This is a genomic window from Streptomyces sp. NPDC043746 (assembly GCF_056436485.1).
Genome location: NZ_JBWKCM010000001.1, coordinates 104,067 through 118,844 on the forward strand (window position 1 = coordinate 104,067; position 14,778 = coordinate 118,844).

The 14,778-nt window shown below is 72.3% G+C and carries 15 protein-coding genes and 1 pseudogene; 9 read left to right on the top strand and 7 right to left on the bottom strand.

What is annotated here, in order from left to right; translation table 11 throughout:
* Positions 1-16: 16 nt before the first annotated feature.
* The 3 genes and pseudogenes from ppk2 to AC0682_RS00485 form a co-directional block, all read right to left on the bottom strand.
* Positions 17-1,027 (bottom strand): polyphosphate kinase 2, encoded by a 1,011-nt coding sequence (gene ppk2 / locus AC0682_RS00475; protein ID WP_478530227.1) that lies wholly within the window; start codon positions 1,025-1,027, stop codon positions 17-19.
* Positions 993-1,586 (bottom strand): annotated as a pseudogene (locus AC0682_RS00480) (DMT family transporter); the annotation flags it as partial. The pseudogene AC0682_RS00480 and the gene ppk2, both read right to left, overlap by 35 nt.
* Before the next feature lie 289 nt (positions 1,587-1,875).
* Entirely contained in the window at positions 1,876-2,553 is a 678-nt protein-coding gene (locus tag AC0682_RS00485; protein ID WP_478530229.1) for a TetR/AcrR family transcriptional regulator, read from the bottom strand.
* A 77-nt stretch (positions 2,554-2,630) separates the two neighbouring features.
* Here AC0682_RS00485 and AC0682_RS00490 point away from each other — a divergent pair, with 77 nt between their 5' ends.
* The 3 genes from AC0682_RS00490 to AC0682_RS00500 all read left to right on the top strand — a co-directional run bounded on the left by AC0682_RS00490 (position 2,631) and on the right by AC0682_RS00500 (position 4,951).
* On the top strand, positions 2,631-3,818 hold the full coding sequence (locus tag AC0682_RS00490; RefSeq protein ID WP_478530231.1) for an acyl-CoA dehydrogenase family protein: 1,188 nt from the start codon (positions 2,631-2,633) through the stop codon (positions 3,816-3,818).
* 100 nt (positions 3,819-3,918) lie between these two features.
* Entirely contained in the window at positions 3,919-4,209 is a 291-nt protein-coding gene (locus tag AC0682_RS00495; protein ID WP_019763967.1) for a YiaA/YiaB family inner membrane protein, read from the top strand.
* A gap of 88 nt (positions 4,210-4,297) precedes the next feature.
* Positions 4,298-4,951 (top strand): TetR/AcrR family transcriptional regulator, encoded by a 654-nt coding sequence (locus tag AC0682_RS00500; protein WP_478530233.1) that lies wholly within the window; start codon positions 4,298-4,300, stop codon positions 4,949-4,951.
* Positions 4,952-4,955: 4 nt separating this feature from the next.
* On the opposite strand, the gene AC0682_RS00505 is transcribed toward AC0682_RS00500, so the two are convergent.
* On the bottom strand, positions 4,956-5,417 hold the full coding sequence (locus AC0682_RS00505) for a MaoC family dehydratase (RefSeq protein ID WP_478530235.1): 462 nt from the start codon (positions 5,415-5,417) through the stop codon (positions 4,956-4,958).
* A 115-nt stretch (positions 5,418-5,532) separates the two neighbouring features.
* Between AC0682_RS00505 and soxR the strand changes: the two genes are divergently transcribed.
* Positions 5,533-6,015, top strand: a complete 483-nt coding sequence (gene soxR / locus AC0682_RS00510) for a redox-sensitive transcriptional activator SoxR (protein WP_478530236.1) — start codon at positions 5,533-5,535, stop codon at positions 6,013-6,015.
* On the opposite strand, the gene AC0682_RS00515 is transcribed toward soxR, so the two are convergent.
* Together AC0682_RS00515 and AC0682_RS00520 are read right to left on the bottom strand one after the other, a co-directional pair.
* Positions 6,012-6,746, bottom strand: coding sequence for a 3-keto-5-aminohexanoate cleavage protein (locus AC0682_RS00515; RefSeq protein WP_478530238.1), 735 nt, complete (start codon positions 6,744-6,746; stop codon positions 6,012-6,014). The two genes, soxR and AC0682_RS00515, sit on opposite strands and share 4 nt — an antisense overlap.
* A 155-nt stretch (positions 6,747-6,901) precedes the next feature.
* Entirely contained in the window at positions 6,902-7,519 is a 618-nt protein-coding gene (locus AC0682_RS00520) for a hypothetical protein (protein ID WP_478530240.1), read from the bottom strand.
* A gap of 234 nt (positions 7,520-7,753) precedes the next feature.
* Here AC0682_RS00520 and AC0682_RS00525 point away from each other — a divergent pair, with 234 nt between their 5' ends.
* The gene (locus AC0682_RS00525; RefSeq protein WP_478530242.1) at positions 7,754-8,236 is read left to right on the top strand and encodes a GNAT family N-acetyltransferase; all 483 of its coding nucleotides are present in this window, start codon (positions 7,754-7,756) and stop codon (positions 8,234-8,236) included.
* 173 nt (positions 8,237-8,409) lie between these two features.
* On the opposite strand, the gene AC0682_RS00530 is transcribed toward AC0682_RS00525, so the two are convergent.
* Positions 8,410-9,684, bottom strand: coding sequence for an exo-beta-N-acetylmuramidase NamZ family protein (locus AC0682_RS00530; RefSeq protein ID WP_478530244.1), 1,275 nt, complete (start codon positions 9,682-9,684; stop codon positions 8,410-8,412).
* Between the two features lie 199 nt (positions 9,685-9,883).
* On the opposite strand from AC0682_RS00530, the gene AC0682_RS00535 reads away from it, so the two are divergent.
* The 4 genes from AC0682_RS00535 to AC0682_RS00550 all read left to right on the top strand — a co-directional run bounded on the left by AC0682_RS00535 (position 9,884) and on the right by AC0682_RS00550 (position 14,642).
* A complete protein-coding gene (locus AC0682_RS00535; RefSeq protein ID WP_478530245.1) occupies positions 9,884-10,666 on the top strand; it encodes an SDR family oxidoreductase in 783 nt (260 codons plus the stop codon).
* Entirely contained in the window at positions 10,663-12,348 is a 1,686-nt protein-coding gene (locus AC0682_RS00540; protein ID WP_478530247.1) for a class I adenylate-forming enzyme family protein, read from the top strand. The genes AC0682_RS00535 and AC0682_RS00540 overlap by 4 nt, the downstream gene beginning before the upstream one ends.
* Positions 12,349-12,397: 49 nt before the next feature.
* Positions 12,398-12,991, top strand: coding sequence for a TetR/AcrR family transcriptional regulator (locus tag AC0682_RS00545; RefSeq protein ID WP_254812902.1), 594 nt, complete (start codon positions 12,398-12,400; stop codon positions 12,989-12,991).
* 307 nt (positions 12,992-13,298) lie between these two features.
* A complete protein-coding gene (locus AC0682_RS00550; protein WP_478530249.1) occupies positions 13,299-14,642 on the top strand; it encodes a M28 family metallopeptidase in 1,344 nt (447 codons plus the stop codon).
* Positions 14,643-14,778 lie beyond the last annotated feature (136 nt).

Below are 14,778 nucleotides of genomic sequence, written 5' to 3' on the forward strand. Positions count from 1 at the left end.
CTGTCTGGGACAGCCCTCAGTAGTCCGTCGTGCGGGAGGTCGAGGCGACCGGCCCCAGCAGCCGGGCGTCCATCTCGCCCTGCTCGAACAGCCGGGAGGCCGGGCCCACGATCAGCGGGTCCGGCACCCCGACCACCTCGGGGTCCTTGCCCGGGTAGTCGAAGCGGTCCAGCACATGGCGCATCGCCTCCAACCGGGCCCGCTTCTTGTCGTTGCTCTTCACCACCGTCCACGGCGCGTCGGCCGTGTCGGTGTGGAACAGCATCAGCTCCTTGGCCTCGGTGTACTCGTCCCACTTGTCCAGTGAGGCCAGGTCGACGGGGCTCAGCTTCCACCGCCGCACGGGATCGATCTGCCGGATCATGAACCGGTTGCGCTGCTCGTTGCGCGAGACGGAGAACCAGAACTTCACCAGGTGGATGCCGTCCCGGGCGAGCATCCGCTCGAACCCCGGCGCCTGGTGCATGAACTCCAGGTACTCACGGGTCGTGCAGAACCCCATGACCCGCTCCACCCCGGCCCGGTTGTACCAGGAGCGGTCGAACAGCACGATCTCCCCGGCGCTCGGCAAGTGCGCCACGTACCGCTGGAAGTACCACTGGGTGCGCTCGCGCTCGGTGGGCTTCTCCAGCGCCACGATGCGGGCCCCGCGGGGGTTGAGGTGTTCGGTGAACCGCTTGATCGTGCCGCCCTTGCCGGCCGCGTCCCGCCCCTCGAAGAGGATCACCAGCCGCTCGTCGCGCTCCTTCACCCAGTGCTGGAGCTTCAGCAGCTCGATCTGGAGGGCGCGCTTGGCCCTCTCGTAGTCGCGGCGCTGGAGCTTGTGCTCGTACGGGTAGTCCTCCCGCCAGGCGTCCCGGGCATGGCCGTCCGGCTCCACCAGGACCGGGTCGTCGTCACCGCTGTCTGCCACCTTGAAGCCGTCGAGATACGGGCCCCCGTGGCGCGCCGCCCGCGCGGCCTCCTCGCCGTCCGCCTTCTTCCTGCCGCCGTTACGGTTGCCGTACGCTCTGGTGCTCCGCGTCATGACGGTTCCCTCCACCGGCCCGGCCGGACTTCCACCTCTGGGCCCCAGTCTGCTGACGCCTGCGCGAGACCGCCACCCCGACCAGGCAGAGCAGCCCGCCGAGGACACCCAGCGGGGTCGGCACCTCGTCCAGCAGCACCCACGCCATGAGCACCACCAGCGCCGGGACCGCGTACGTGGTGGCGCCCATCCGGCCCGCCGTCGTCCGGGCCAGTGCGTAACCCCAGGTGGTGAAGGCGGGCGCGGTCGGGAAGACGCCCAGGTAGACCATGTTCAGCGTGGCCGGCAGCGGCGCTTCGGCCGCCTCCGAGATCAGTACGCCGGTCAACGGGAGGCATGCCGCGGCGCCGATCAGGCAGCCGAGGGTGCTGATCTGGAGCGAGGAACCGTACGCGAGCGCCGGCTTCTGGCTCACCACCCCCAGCGCGTACACCACCGCGGCCAGCAGGCAGAGCGCCACGCCCAGCACGGACGAGCCGCCGTGCCCGGACATCGCGAGGCCGACGACGACGGCACCGGAGAACGAGATGCCCATGCCCAGCAGCAGGCGGCGCGGGAGAGGACGGGGTGGGCGCCGGTCCCGGCCGCAGGCGCGCCGGACGGGCAGCTCAGGCGCGGTCCAAGGGGATGCCGAGCGGGTCGAACCAGCCGGGCCCCGCCTCCGTCGGCGCGAACCCGGTGTCCTGCCGTAGCAGCCCCCGTACGGTCATCGCCTCGGTGACCCGGATGCCGAGGCGTCCGCGCGGGTCCCGTCCGCGAGCAGGGCGGCCGACGCGGCGTGACGCGCCGGCGGGCCCTGGTCGGACGGCCCGCCGGGCGCGGTGAACGGCTCATGGGCCCAGGGTGCGTCAAGGACGGTTCGGCGCCCGCCGAACCGTGTCCGTGGGCCGCGCGTACTCCTCGAACTGGAGCGCCAATCCGTCCAGCAGTGCCCGCAACCCCACCTCGAACGCCCCCTCGTCCACCGCCCGCCGCCGCTCGGCCAGGAGGTGCGCCTGGCCCAGGTGCGGGTAGTCCGCCGGGTCGTACGCGCTCTCGTCGTCGACGAAGCCCCCGGCGAAGGACCCCAGCGCCGACCCGGTGATGAAGTACCGCATCAGCGCCCCGATCCGCGTCGCCTGCGCCGGCGGCCACCCCGCCCCCACCATCGCCCCGAACACCGCGTCCGCGACCCGCAGCCCGGCCGGACGGCGGCCCGGGCCCCGGGCGAGGACCGGGACGATGTGCGGGTGCGCGGCGAGGGCGGCTCGGTAGGAGAGGGCCCAGTCGTGCAGGGCCTCCCGCCAGTCGCGCGGGTCCGACTCCTCGAACATCGACAGATCGACCTGTACGGAGACGGCGTCGGCGACCGCGTCGAGGATCTCGTCCTTGTTGCGGAAGTGGTTGTAGAGCGAGGGCCCGCTGACCCCCAGGGCGGATGCCAGCCGCCGCGTGGAGACGGCGTCCAGCCCTTCGGCGTCCACGAGCGCGCTCGCCGCCTCGACGATGCGGTCTCTGCTCAGGAGGGGCTTGCGCGGTCGGGCCATGCGGCTCATAGTAGGCGCTGCGAACCAGAAACTAGCAGTGCTAATTAAGTGCTCTACGAGAGATGGGGCGGGCCGCCGTGAACCTGGAACTCAGCAAGGAGCAGGAGGCCGTCCGACGGCTGGCCGAGGAGTTCGTGGCCCGGGAGGTCACGCCGCACGTCGTCGCCTGGGACCGGGCCGAGAACGTCGACAGGTCGATCGTGGAGAAGCTCGGCGCGCTCGGCTTCCTCGGCCTGACCGTCCCCGAGGAGTACGGCGGCTCCGGCGGCGACCACCTCACGTATTGCCTGGTCACCGAGGAGCTGGGCCGCGGCGACTCCTCGGTGAGGGGGATCGTCTCCGTCTCGCTCGGCCTGGTCGCCAAGACCGTCGCCTCCTGGGGGGACGAGGAGCAGAAACGGCAGTGGCTGCCCCGGCTCACCTCCGGCGAGGCGATCGGCTGCTTCGGCCTCACCGAACCCGGCACCGGCTCGGACGCCGGAAACCTCACCACCCGGGCCGTGCGCGTCGGAGGGGGCACCTCCCGCTCGAGCGGAGCCGAGAGCGGGGGAGACTACGTCATCAACGGCACCAAGATGTTCATCACCAACGGCACCTGGGCCGATGTCGTCCTGCTCTTCGCGCGGACGAACGACAGCCCCGGCCACCGCGGCGTCTCCGCCTTCCTCATCCCCGCCGACACCCCCGGCCTCACCCGCCGCACCATCCACGGCAAGCTCGGACTGCGCGGCCAGGCCACCGCCGAACTGGTCCTGGAGGACGTCCGGGTCCCCGCCACCGCCCTCCTCGGCCCCGAGGGCAAGGGGTTCACCGTCGCCATGTCGGCCCTCGCCAAGGGGCGGATGTCGGTCGCGGCCGGCTGTGTCGGCATCGCCCAGGCCGCCCTGGACGCCGCCGTACGGTACGCGGGGGAGCGCGAGCAGTTCGGCAAGGGCATCGCGGGCCACCAGCTCGTGCAGGAGCTGCTCAGCGACATATCCGTGGACGTCGAGGCGGCCAGGCTGCTCACCTGGCGGGTCGCCGACCTGATCGACCGGGGCCAGGAGTTCGCCACCGCCGCCTCCCAGGCCAAGCTGTACGCCTCCGAGGCCGCCGTCCGCTGCGCCAACAACGCCCTCCAGGTCTTCGGCGGCTACGGCTACATCGACGAGTACCCGGTCGGCAAGCTCCTGCGCGACGCCCGCGTGATGACGCTCTACGAGGGCACCAGTCAGATCCAGAAGCTGATCATCGGCCGCGCGCTGACGGGAGTCTCGGCGTTCTGAGCCCACCCGCACCGGCCGCCACGGCTCGTACGCCTGTCTGAGTATCCGCATGAGTACGGGCGCGGATGTGGCGTGCGCCACGTCGGCGGATGCTGGGCCCATGAGTGACACGACAACGGTCAAGCAGCAGAGCACCGCCGCCTTCTACGGCCAGGCCGTCGCCTCCTTCCTGGTGGCGATGGGCGCGGTGGCCCTCGGTATCTTCTTCCTCGACGCCGATGCCTGGGTGCGCGGCTTCCTCGCCATCGGCGTGCTCTACCTCGTCACCTCCTGCTTCACCCTCGCCAAGGTGATCCGGGACCGGCAGGAGGCCGGGCAGATCGTCAGCCGGGTCGACCAGGCCCGGCTGGAGAAGATCCTCGCCGAGCACGACCCCTTCCAGAAGCTCTGAAACCCGACCGGCCCCCGAGACGCCCCTAAGCGCTTGCTCAGCTTCGGGGTATGGTGTTCGTCCTGTTGACGGAGAGGGGCACCGGGCGATGAGTACGCCGGAGGAGACGAGCGCCGAGGACGCGGCCTGGGGCGAGGTCACGCCCGAGGCGGCCAGGCGGCTCCTCGTCGCCGCGGTCGACGCCTTCGCCGAGCGCGGCTACCACGCGACCACCACCCGCGACATCGCCGGCCGGGCCGGGATGAGCCCGGCCGCGCTCTACATCCACTACAAGACGAAGGAAGAGCTGCTCCACCGGATCAGCAAGATCGGCCACGACCGGGCGCTGTACCTCCTGGAGGCCGAGGCCGACCGGGACGGCACCGCCGCCGAGCGGCTCGCCGGAGCCGTACGGTCCTTCGTCCGCTGGCACGCGGAGCGCCACACCACCGCCCGCGTCGTCCAGTACGAGCTGGACGCCCTCGGCCCCGAACACCGTACCGAGATCGTCGAGCTGCGCCGCCGGAGCGACGCGGTGGTGCGCAGGATCATCAGCGAGGGCGTGCGGGCGGGGGAGTTCGACGTCCCGGACGTCCCCGGCACCACCCTCGCCGTGCTCTCCCTCTGCATCGACGTGGCCCGCTGGTTCAACGCCCAGGGCAGCCGCACGCCCGACGAGGTCGGCGCGCTCTACGCCGACCTCGTCCTGCGCATGGTCGGGGCCCCGCACAAGCCCCAGGGCCCCGGCGCCGCTCCGAAGTAGCCGATCAGAAGTAGTAGCGCGACACCGACTCGGCCACGCACGCCGGCTTGTCGCCGCCCTCGCGCTCGACCGTGACCAGGGCCGTGACCTGCACGCCGCCCCCGGCCTCCTCGACGTTCGTCAGCACCGCCGTGGCCCGCAGCCGGGAGCCGACCGGGACGGGGGAGGGGAAACGGACCTTGTTGGCCCCGTAGTTGATGCCCATCTTCATGTTCTCGACCCGCATCACCTGCGGAACCAGCGCGGGCAGCAGCGAGAGCGTCAGATAGCCGTGCGCGATGGTCGTGCCGAACGGCCCGGACGCCGCGCGCTCCGGGTCCACATGGATCCACTGGTGGTCGCCGGTCGCCTCGGCGAACAGGTCGATCCGCTTCTGGTCCACCTCCAGCCAGTCGCTGTGGCCCAGTTGCCCGCCCACTCCGTCGAGCAGCTCCTGCGCGGACGTGAAGATCTTCGGCTCTGCCATGTTCCCGGTCCCTGCCTTCCGGCGTGCCGCACTCTGCGGTGCGAGATGTCCAAGCGCTTGCTCAGCATCCTGGCGCGGCGCGTTCCTGTCAACGACATGGCAGTAGGTTTGAGGGGTGCCCCAGCTTCCGCAGACACTCCACGAACTCTCGGTCGGCCAGCTCTCGGCGCGCAGCGGCGCCGCGGTCTCCGCTCTGCACTTCTACGAGTCCAAGGGCCTGATCAGCAGCCGCCGCACCAGTGGCAACCAGCGCCGCTACTCGCGTGACGCGCTGCGCCGCGTCGCCTTCGTACGGGCCGCCCAGCGCGTCGGCATCCCGCTGGCCACGATCCGGGACGCCCTCGCCTCGCTGCCCGAGGAGCGCACGCCGAACCGGGACGACTGGGCCCGCCTCTCCGAGACCTGGCGCCAGGAACTGGACGAGCGCATCAAGCAGTTGCACCGGCTGCGCGACCATCTGACCGACTGCATCGGCTGCGGCTGCCTGTCACTGGAGACCTGCGTCCTCTCCAACCCCGACGACATCACCGGCGAACGGATCACCGGCTCCCGCCTGATGCCCGAGCGCAGGCAGGACCCGGCGGAGGACCGCCCTTAGGGCCTGCCCGGCAGGGCGCCCTTCTGTCGTAACCGCACCGCCGCGGCGACCAGCTCCGCGTTCGAGCGGGCCGGGCGGCCGTCCGGGAGCACCGTCACGTCCTCCGCGCCGATCCGCACCCCGAGGCCGAGCCGGACGGCCAGCGCGGCCACCGGCCAGGCCCCGTCCTCCTCTCCGTGCAGCAGCACCGGGCGGCCGTGGGCGGCGCCCACCTCCGCCAGGAGCAGCCGGGCGGAACCGGTCGCCGTCGCCGGATCGGTGTCGGTCACCTCGGCCAGCACCCGCAGGACCCGGGGTGCCAGTGGGGAGCGGCGGAAGAGGCGGTGCCCCTCCGTGCCCGACCAGAGCCCGGCCTCCACGCCCACGCCCCGCTCCAGCAGCGCGGCGGCCACCTCCTCGGCGCCCGGTTCGTGCCAGTTGACCGAGGCGTGGTCGGGCAGGACCGTCCACTCCCGCACCCGCTCCGCCCGGCGCCGCGGATCCGGCTCGGCCCAGGCGCCCGTCGTCACCCCGACCGGGACGCGCACCGCCGCCCGTATCGCCGTCAGCGTCGCGGCCACCACCCGGGGCGAGAGCGTGTCCTGCCCGCAAGGGGTCCGCGGATGCACATGGATGTCGGTGGCCCCGGCGGCGACGGCCTCGGCCGCCGACCGGGCCAGCGCTTCGGGGGACAGGGGCACGGCGGCCGAGGCGTCCGCACCACGGCGGCCGTTCAGGCAGACCTGGATCATGTCCCCGATGGTGACACCCGCCACTGACAACGGGTCCGAGTCGGCGACAGGCCGGGACCGGCAACAGGTCTGGAGCAGCCGGCAGCCGGTGAACCGGCAGCGGGCGCAGGCGGCAACGAGTCCGAAAGCCGGCGACAGGCCCGAGCCCAGGCCTCCTACGCCGCCGCCGTGAGCCTCCGGTGCCGTACCAGCCTGGCCCTGGCCAGCGAGTGCTCCGTCAGCACCGGCCGCGGCACCGCGATCCCGCACCCCGTGCACACCGGACCCGACCACGCCTCCCGCCCGCGCTCCGGCACCTCGCGCCACTCGATCCCGGTGTCCGCGCAGACCGGGCAGGCGGAGCCGGGGCCCGAGCCCAGCGCCGTGATCAGCCGGCGCAGCACCTCGGCCAGCGGCTCGCCGGGGTGGACCTCCGGGTCGGCGCAGCGAGCCACCCCGTGGCCGCCCCACGTCCGGCGGTGCCAGTCGTCGAACGCGCCCGGCCGCCGCAGGCCCTCGTGTTTCTCGCGCCGCCGCCGCTCCGCGAACCCCGCCTCGTAGGCGAGCCAGATGGCCCGCGCCTCCTCCAGCTCCTCCAGGGCGGCCAGCAGCCGCGCCGGATCGGGGGCCCGGTCCTCGGGATCGATCCCGTGCCGGGCGCACAGATGGTCCCAGGTCGCCCGGTGTCCGTAGGGGGCGAACCTCTCCAGGCACTTGCGCAGCGAGTACCGCCGCAGCGCCAGATCGCTCCGTGGATCGCGGACCTGTCTCGCAAGACTCCGGAAACCGGCCATGCCACTGCCACCTCCGTCGTTCGTCCATCGGCGTCAACGAGTGGACGTACGCCTGCCCGTTTCGGCTCCATCGAAAGATGGAAACCGTCCATTGGCTGAGACTCCCCATGTCGGACGGGTGCCACGGACGGAAGCGGAAGGGCGCGCGGACGGTGGTGAGAGGGCGCACCGCGGTGCCGGGGCGGGTGGGGAAAGTCAATGGCGCTGCTCGGAGGGGTGAGGTTGGCTGCGCGTATGACAGCAGCATCCCCCCGCCTGGAAAAGGTCACACCCGACACGGTCCTCGAAGCCTGTCGCCTGGAAGTCGCTCCCGAACAGCGGAAGTTCGTCTCGCCGGTCGCGCAGTCGTTGGCCGAGGCCTATGTGCACCCCGAGATCGCCTGGCCCCGGCTGATCTGTGACGGGGACCGGGTCGTGGGCTTCGTGATGGCCTTCTTCGGCGTCCCGTTCGACTACGACGCGGATCTGCCGGACGCCCCGCCGCGCTCCGGCCTCTGGCGGCTGGCCGTTGCCGCCGGTGAGCAGGGGCGGGGATACGGACGGTTCGCGGTGGGCGCGGTGAACGAGGAGATCCGCCGACGCGGCGGGACGGTGTCGACGGTGACCTGGCACCCGGGGGAGGGCGGCCCGGAGGAGTTCTACCTCAAGCTCGGCTACCGCAAGCACGGCCTGACCGCGGACGGCGAGAACCTCGGCGACCTGGACCTCACGGGCTGAGACGGGCCGGGACCGGCCGGGGCGCGGTGCCTCCCGAAGGAGCACCCCGCCCCGCGCCCGCCCCTACGTTCCAGCTCGGCGCGCGGCTCGACGGCGTCCCGGTCGCCCCGCCCCGCGCCCGCCCCTACCGTCCCCGGTCCGCGCCACCCCCGCCCCGGACCGCCCCGCCCGCACTACCCCCCGTACCGCAGATACCTCCGCCGCTGCGCCCGGAACGCCGTCAGGTCCTCCTGCCACGCGGCCACCACCGCGTCCGTGTCCGCCCCCGCGTCGATCATGGTGCGGACCCTGGTGTTCCCCGTGAGCTTGTCGATCCAGTTGTCCGGGCGCCAGGCGAACCCGCTCCACGTCCGCTTCGCCGTCACCAGCAGGGCGATGCCCGTGCGGACCGGGTCGAAGACCTCCCGGTCCCGGACGTGCACCTGCACCCCGCCCACCGTCTTCCCCTGGAACTTGGAGAACGTCGGCGCGAAGTACGCCTCCCGGAAGGCGACCCCGGGCAGCCGCAGCGCGTTGGCGGCGGCGGCCCAGTGGCGGTCGATGCCTTCCGCGCCCAGCAGTTCGAAGGGGCGCGTGGTGCCCCGGCCCTCGGAGAGGTTGGTGCCCTCGAAGAGACAGGTGCCGGAGTAGACGAGGGCCGTCTCCGGCGTCGGCATGTTCGGGCTCGGCGGCACCCACGGCAGCCCGGTCTCGTCGAAGAAGTCCGATCGCCGCCACCCCGACATCGTCACCACCTCCAGCCGCACCGGGTTCTCGTGCAGGAACTCCGCGTTGAAGAGCAGCGCCAGCTCCGCCACCGTCATCCCGTGCGCCTGGGCGATCTCCCGGCGGCCGACGAACGTGGCGAACGCCGGGTCCAGCACCGGCCCCAGCGCCGCCCGCCCGGTCACCGGGTTGGGCCGGTCCAGCACCACCAGCCGCTTGCCCGCGAGCGCGGCCGCCTCCATGCAGTCGTACAGCGTCCAGATGTACGTGTAGAAGCGCGCGCCCGCGTCCTGGATGTCGAAGAGCACCGTGTCCACGCCCGACGCGGTGAAGACGTCCGCGAGCTCCTGCCCGCTCTTGAGATACGTGTCGTAGACCGGCAGCCCGGTCGCCGGGTCGTCGTACCGCCCCTCCGAGCCGCCCGCCTGCGCGGTGCCCCGGAAGCCGTGTTCGGGGCCGAAGACGGCGGTCAGGTTCACCCGGGCGTCTTCGTGCATCGCGTCGACGATGTGCCGTACGTCGGCGGTGACCCCGGTCGGATTGGTGACGATTCCGGCTCTCTGGCCGCGCAGCAGCCGGTAGCCGTCGGCGGCCAGCCGGTCGAAGCCGGTACGGACCCGGGGGCGGCCCCGGCCCCGTACGGAAGCGGCCGAAGCGGCGGCGGGGGTGCTGCCGGCCGCCGTCGCCGCCAGTGCTCCCAGGGCGCCGCCCGCCGCCAGCACACCACGTCGGGACAGATGCATTCCGCTACCTCCATGATCGTGCGCCGACTGTCATGGCCACGCACGCTAGCGCGGCGGAGGGCCGCGGGGAACGACCCGGGCCGTGGCGACCGCCCGCGCCGGTCCGCCGCTCCGGGGCCCTTTCCGATGACATACCGACCGGTTAGTCTGCCGGTGTCGACGGGCCGGAGTGCAGGCGTACGGGAGAGGTGGGACGGCGATGACCACAGGTGGGGCGGACATGCTGCGGGGTGCCGGTGTGGTGGTCACGGGGGCCGCGGGCGGCATCGGTGCCGCCCTGGCCCGCAGGTTCGCCGAGCAGGGAGCGCGGGTCGTCGTCAACGACCTCGACCCCGCCCGTGTCGAACCGCTCGCGAAGGAGATCGGCGGGACGGTCGTCGCCGGGGACGCCTCGGACATCGTGGACGCAGCCCGGGACGCGCTGGAGGGCACGGTGGACATCTACTGCGCCAACGCCGGACTCGCCTCGCCCGGTGACGTGTTCGCGGACGAGGAGGTCTGGGCCGCCGCCTGGGACGTCAACGTGATGGCCCATGTCCGTGCGGCCAGGGCCCTGGTGCCGCAGTGGCTGGAGCGCGGCAGCGGGCGGTTCGTCACCACGGCCTCCGCCGCCGGACTGCTGACGATGATCGGCGCCGCCCCCTACAGCGTCACCAAGCACGGGGCGGTCGCCTTCGCGGAGTGGCTCTCGCTCACCTACCGCCACCGCGGCGTCAAGGTCCACGCGATCTGCCCGCAGGGGGTGCGGACGGATATGCTCACCGCCGCCGGTTCGGCCGGTGAGCTGGTGCTCGCCCCCGGGGCCATCGAGCCGGACGCCGTCGTGGACGCCCTGTTCGACGCGATGGCGTCCGACCGCTTCCTGGTCCTGCCGCACCCCGAGGTCGCCGGGTACTACCAGGCGCGCGCCGCCGACCCCGACCGCTGGATGCGGGGGATGAACCGGCTCCAGAGGCAGTGGGAGGAGACGGACGGAGCATGAACGACACGACCGGCGAGGCCGCCTCGCGGTACGCGGCCAAGCCCTGGCTCGCCCTGCTCAGCGAGGCCCAGCGCGCCCCGATCACCCCGCCCCCGACCGTGCTGCACGCCTTCCGGGCCGCCGTCGGCCGAGCCCCGGACCGCACGGCCCTCGCCTACTTCGACGGGCGCCTGAGCTACCGGGAGACGGACGCGCTCTCCGACTCGGTGGCCGGGCACCTCGCGGCCCGGGGCCTGCGGCGCGGCGACCGGGTCGCGGTCATGCTCCAGAACAGCCCGCACTTCGTCCTCGCGCTCCTCGGCGCGTGGAAGGCCGGGGCCACCGTCGTACCGCTCAGTCCGATGTACCGCTCCGGCGAGGTGGGCCACGTGCTGAGCGACGCCGGGGCCACCGCGCTGGTCTGCTCGGACCGGGCCTGGGCGGCCTACCTGAGGGAGACGGCCGCCGCGGCCCCGGACCTCACCATCGCGCTCACGGCCTGCGAGCGGGATCTCCAGAGCGTGGACGACCCCCGGGTCCTCGGCTTCGAGCGGCTTCCCGCCCCCGGCCCCGACGACCCGGCCGACGATCTGCTGACCGTCGCCCGTGCCGGCTACGCACCTCCGCACGGCCGGGAGCCGGTCGCCGACGGCACCGCGCTGATCAGCTACACCTCCGGGACCAGCGGCACCCCCAAGGGCGCCATGAACTCCCACGCCAACATCGCGTACAACGCCGAACGGCAGCGCGTGGGGCAGCCCGTCCCCGAGGGGGCCGTCTACTTCGCGCTCGCCCCGCTCTTCCACATCACCGGCATGGTCTGCCAGTTCGCCGCCTGTACGGCCAACGCGGGCACTCTGGTCCTGACCCACCGCTTCGAGCCGGGCGTCGTCCTCGAAGCCTTCGCCGCCCACCGCCCCGCCTACGCGATCGGCCCCGCCACCGCCTTCATGGCCCTGGCCGCCCACCCGGACGCCACCCCCGACCACTTCGCCTCCTTCCGGCAGCTCTCCTCCGGCGGCGCCCCGCTGCCGCCCGCGCTGGTGGAGAGGTTCCGCGCCCGCTTCGGCCCGTATCTGCGCAACGGCTACGGCCTCACCGAGTGCACCGCCCCCTGCGCCTCCGTCCCGCCAGGGCGGGAGGCCCCGGTGGACCCGGTATCCGGGACCCTCTCCGTCGGTGTGCCCGGCGCCGACACCGTCGTGAGGATCCTCGACGAGGCGGGGCGTGAGGTGCCCTTCGGGGAACAGGGCGAGATCGCGGTGCGCGGCCCCCAGGTCGTCCTCGGCTACTGGAACCTCCCCGAGGCCACGGCCGCCGCCTTCCCGGACGGCGAGCTGCGCACCGGGGACATCGGGTTCATGGACGCGGCGGGCTGGCTCTATGTCGTCGACCGCAAGAAGGACATGATCAACGCCTCCGGCTTCAAGGTCTGGCCGCGCGAGGTGGAGGACGTCCTGTACACCCACCCGGCGGTGCGCGAGGCGGCGGTCGTGGGCGTGCCCGACGCGTACCGGGGGGAGACCGTACGGGCCTATGTCAGCCTGCGTCCGGGCACATCCGTCGAACCGGGCGAGCTGGGGACGTACTGCAAGGAAAGGCTCGCCGCGTACAAGTACCCGCGCGAGGTGGAGATCCTGACCGAGCTGCCGAAGACCACGAGTGGGAAGATCCTCAGGCGGGAACTTCGTTCCTCCCGTTAGAACCTCGTCGAAACAGCGAACGCACGGTACGAAAGGCAGGTGGCGGCTCATGGCCAAGGCGACGGAGCAGAACGGCACGCCCGTCCCCCAGAGGCTGCTGGCCACCGCCACCCGGCTCTTCGCCGAACGCGGCTACGACCGCACCTCGGTCCAGGAGATCGTCGAGGCGGCGGGCGTCACCAAGGGGGCGCTCTACCACTACTTCGGCTCCAAGGAGGACCTGCTCCAGGAGGTCTACGCCCGGGTGCTGCGGCTCCAGCAGGAGCGGCTCGACGCCTTCGCGGACGCCGACGCCCCCGTGGAGCAGCGGCTGCGCGACGCGGCGGCCGACGTGGTCGTCACGACCATCGACAACCTGGACGACGCGGCGATCTTCTTCCGCTCCATGCACCACCTGAGCCCGGAGAAGAACAAGCAGGTGCGGGTGGAGCGCCGCCGCTACCACGAGCGGTTCCGGGCGCTGATCGAGGAGGGCCAGCGCAGCGGGGTCTTCTCCGCCGCCACCCCCGCCGACCTGGTGGTGGACTACCACTTCGGCTCGGTCCACCACCTCTCCACCTGGTACCGCCCGGACGGTCCGCTCAGTCGCGAGCAGGTCGCCGACCACCTCGCGGACCTGCTGCTGCGCGCTCTGCGCCCGTAGCGCGCCGGGGAGTGCGGGGGAACACCGGGGAAGTACGTAACACCGCCCTGATCAGGGCCGGTTGAACACATCCAAACACCGATATGTGTTCGTTAATGGAACTGACATGTCCGCTTTCCGCTCTTGACGGAACACTGTCACCTCATTGACCATCGGTCACGCATCGCACGGCCGCCCACCGACATGGGCGGCCGGTCCCGGTGCGTACCACCAGCTCCAGGACCCGGCCGTACGTTCCACACGTGCGACGCGGCCGGGTGCCCCCCGCACGTTCCGTCAGTCCCCGAACGGAATCCGGAGCCCCACCATGAGACCGAACCGCCTCACCCTGCGCAGATCCCCGGCGGCCGTCGCCGCCGTGGCCCTCGCGGCCCTGATCGGCACCGCCGCACCTTCCGCGCAGGCCGCCGCCCCGGCGTCCACCACGTCGGCCGCGGCCGTCGTCGCCGCGCCGGACATCCCGCTGGCCAACGTCAAGGGCCACCTCACCCAGTTCTCGACGATCGCCGCCAACAACGGCGGCAACCGCGCCCACGGCCGCCCCGGCTACAAGGCGTCCGTCGACTATGTGAAGGCCAAGCTCGACGCGGCCGGATACACCACGTCCCTCCAGCAGTTCACCACCAGCGGAGCCGTCGGCTACAACCTCATAGCCGACTGGCCCGGCGGCGACCCGAACAAGGTCGTGATGGCCGGAGCCCACCTGGACTCCGTCTCCTCCGGCGCCGGCATCAACGACAACGCCTCCGGCTCGGCCGCCGTCCTGGAGACCGCCCTCGCCGTCTCCCGCACCGGGTACCAGCCCGACAAGCACCTGCGGTTCGCCTGGTGGGGAGCGGAGGAGCTGGGACTGATCGGCTCCAAGTACTACGTCAACAACCTCCCGGCCGCCGAGCGCTCGAAGATCTCCGGCTACCTCAACTTCGACATGATCGGCTCGCCGAACGCGGGCTACTTCGTCTACGACGACGACCCGGTCATCGAGAAGACCTTCAAGGACTACTTCGCGGGTCTGAACGTCCCCACGGAGATCGAGACCGAGGGCGACGGCCGCTCCGACCACGCCCCGTTCAAGGCGGCGGGCGTCCCCGTCGGCGGGCTCTTCACCGGCGCCAGCCGGACCAAGACCGCGGCCCAGGCGCAGAAGTGGGGCGGAACGGCGGGCCAGGCCTTCGACCGCTGCTACCACACCTCCTGCGACACCACGGCGAACATCAACGACACCGCCCTGGACCGCAACAGCGACGCCGCCGCCCACGCGATCTGGACCCTCTCCGCGGGCTCCACGGGCGAGCCGCCCGCGGGCACGGTCTTCACCAACGACACGGACGTCGCCATCCCGGACGCCGGTGCGGCCGTCACCTCCGCGATCACCGTCTCCGGACGGACCGGCAACGCCCCCTCCGCCCTCCAGGTGGGTGTGGACATCAAGCACACCTACCGCGGTGACCTGGTGATCGATCTGCTGGCCCCGGACGGAGCCGCCTTCCGGCTGAAGAACTCCAGCAGCGGCGACTCGGCGGACAACGTCATCACGACGTACACCGTCAACGCCTCCGCCAAGGCGGCCAACGGCGTCTGGCGGCTGCGGGTGCAGGACGTCTACCGGTCCGACACCGGTTACATCGACAGCTGGAAGCTCACCTTCTGAGATCGGGTGACGTCGGTGGGGGGCCCCCCCCCCCGAAGGGGGCGGAACCCCCCCCCCCCCCTGCCCTCTTCCCCTCCCCCAGGCGCACGACCCACTGTTTGCCTCCTCCCGTGCCGCCCCCCATCCGCAATCTCCC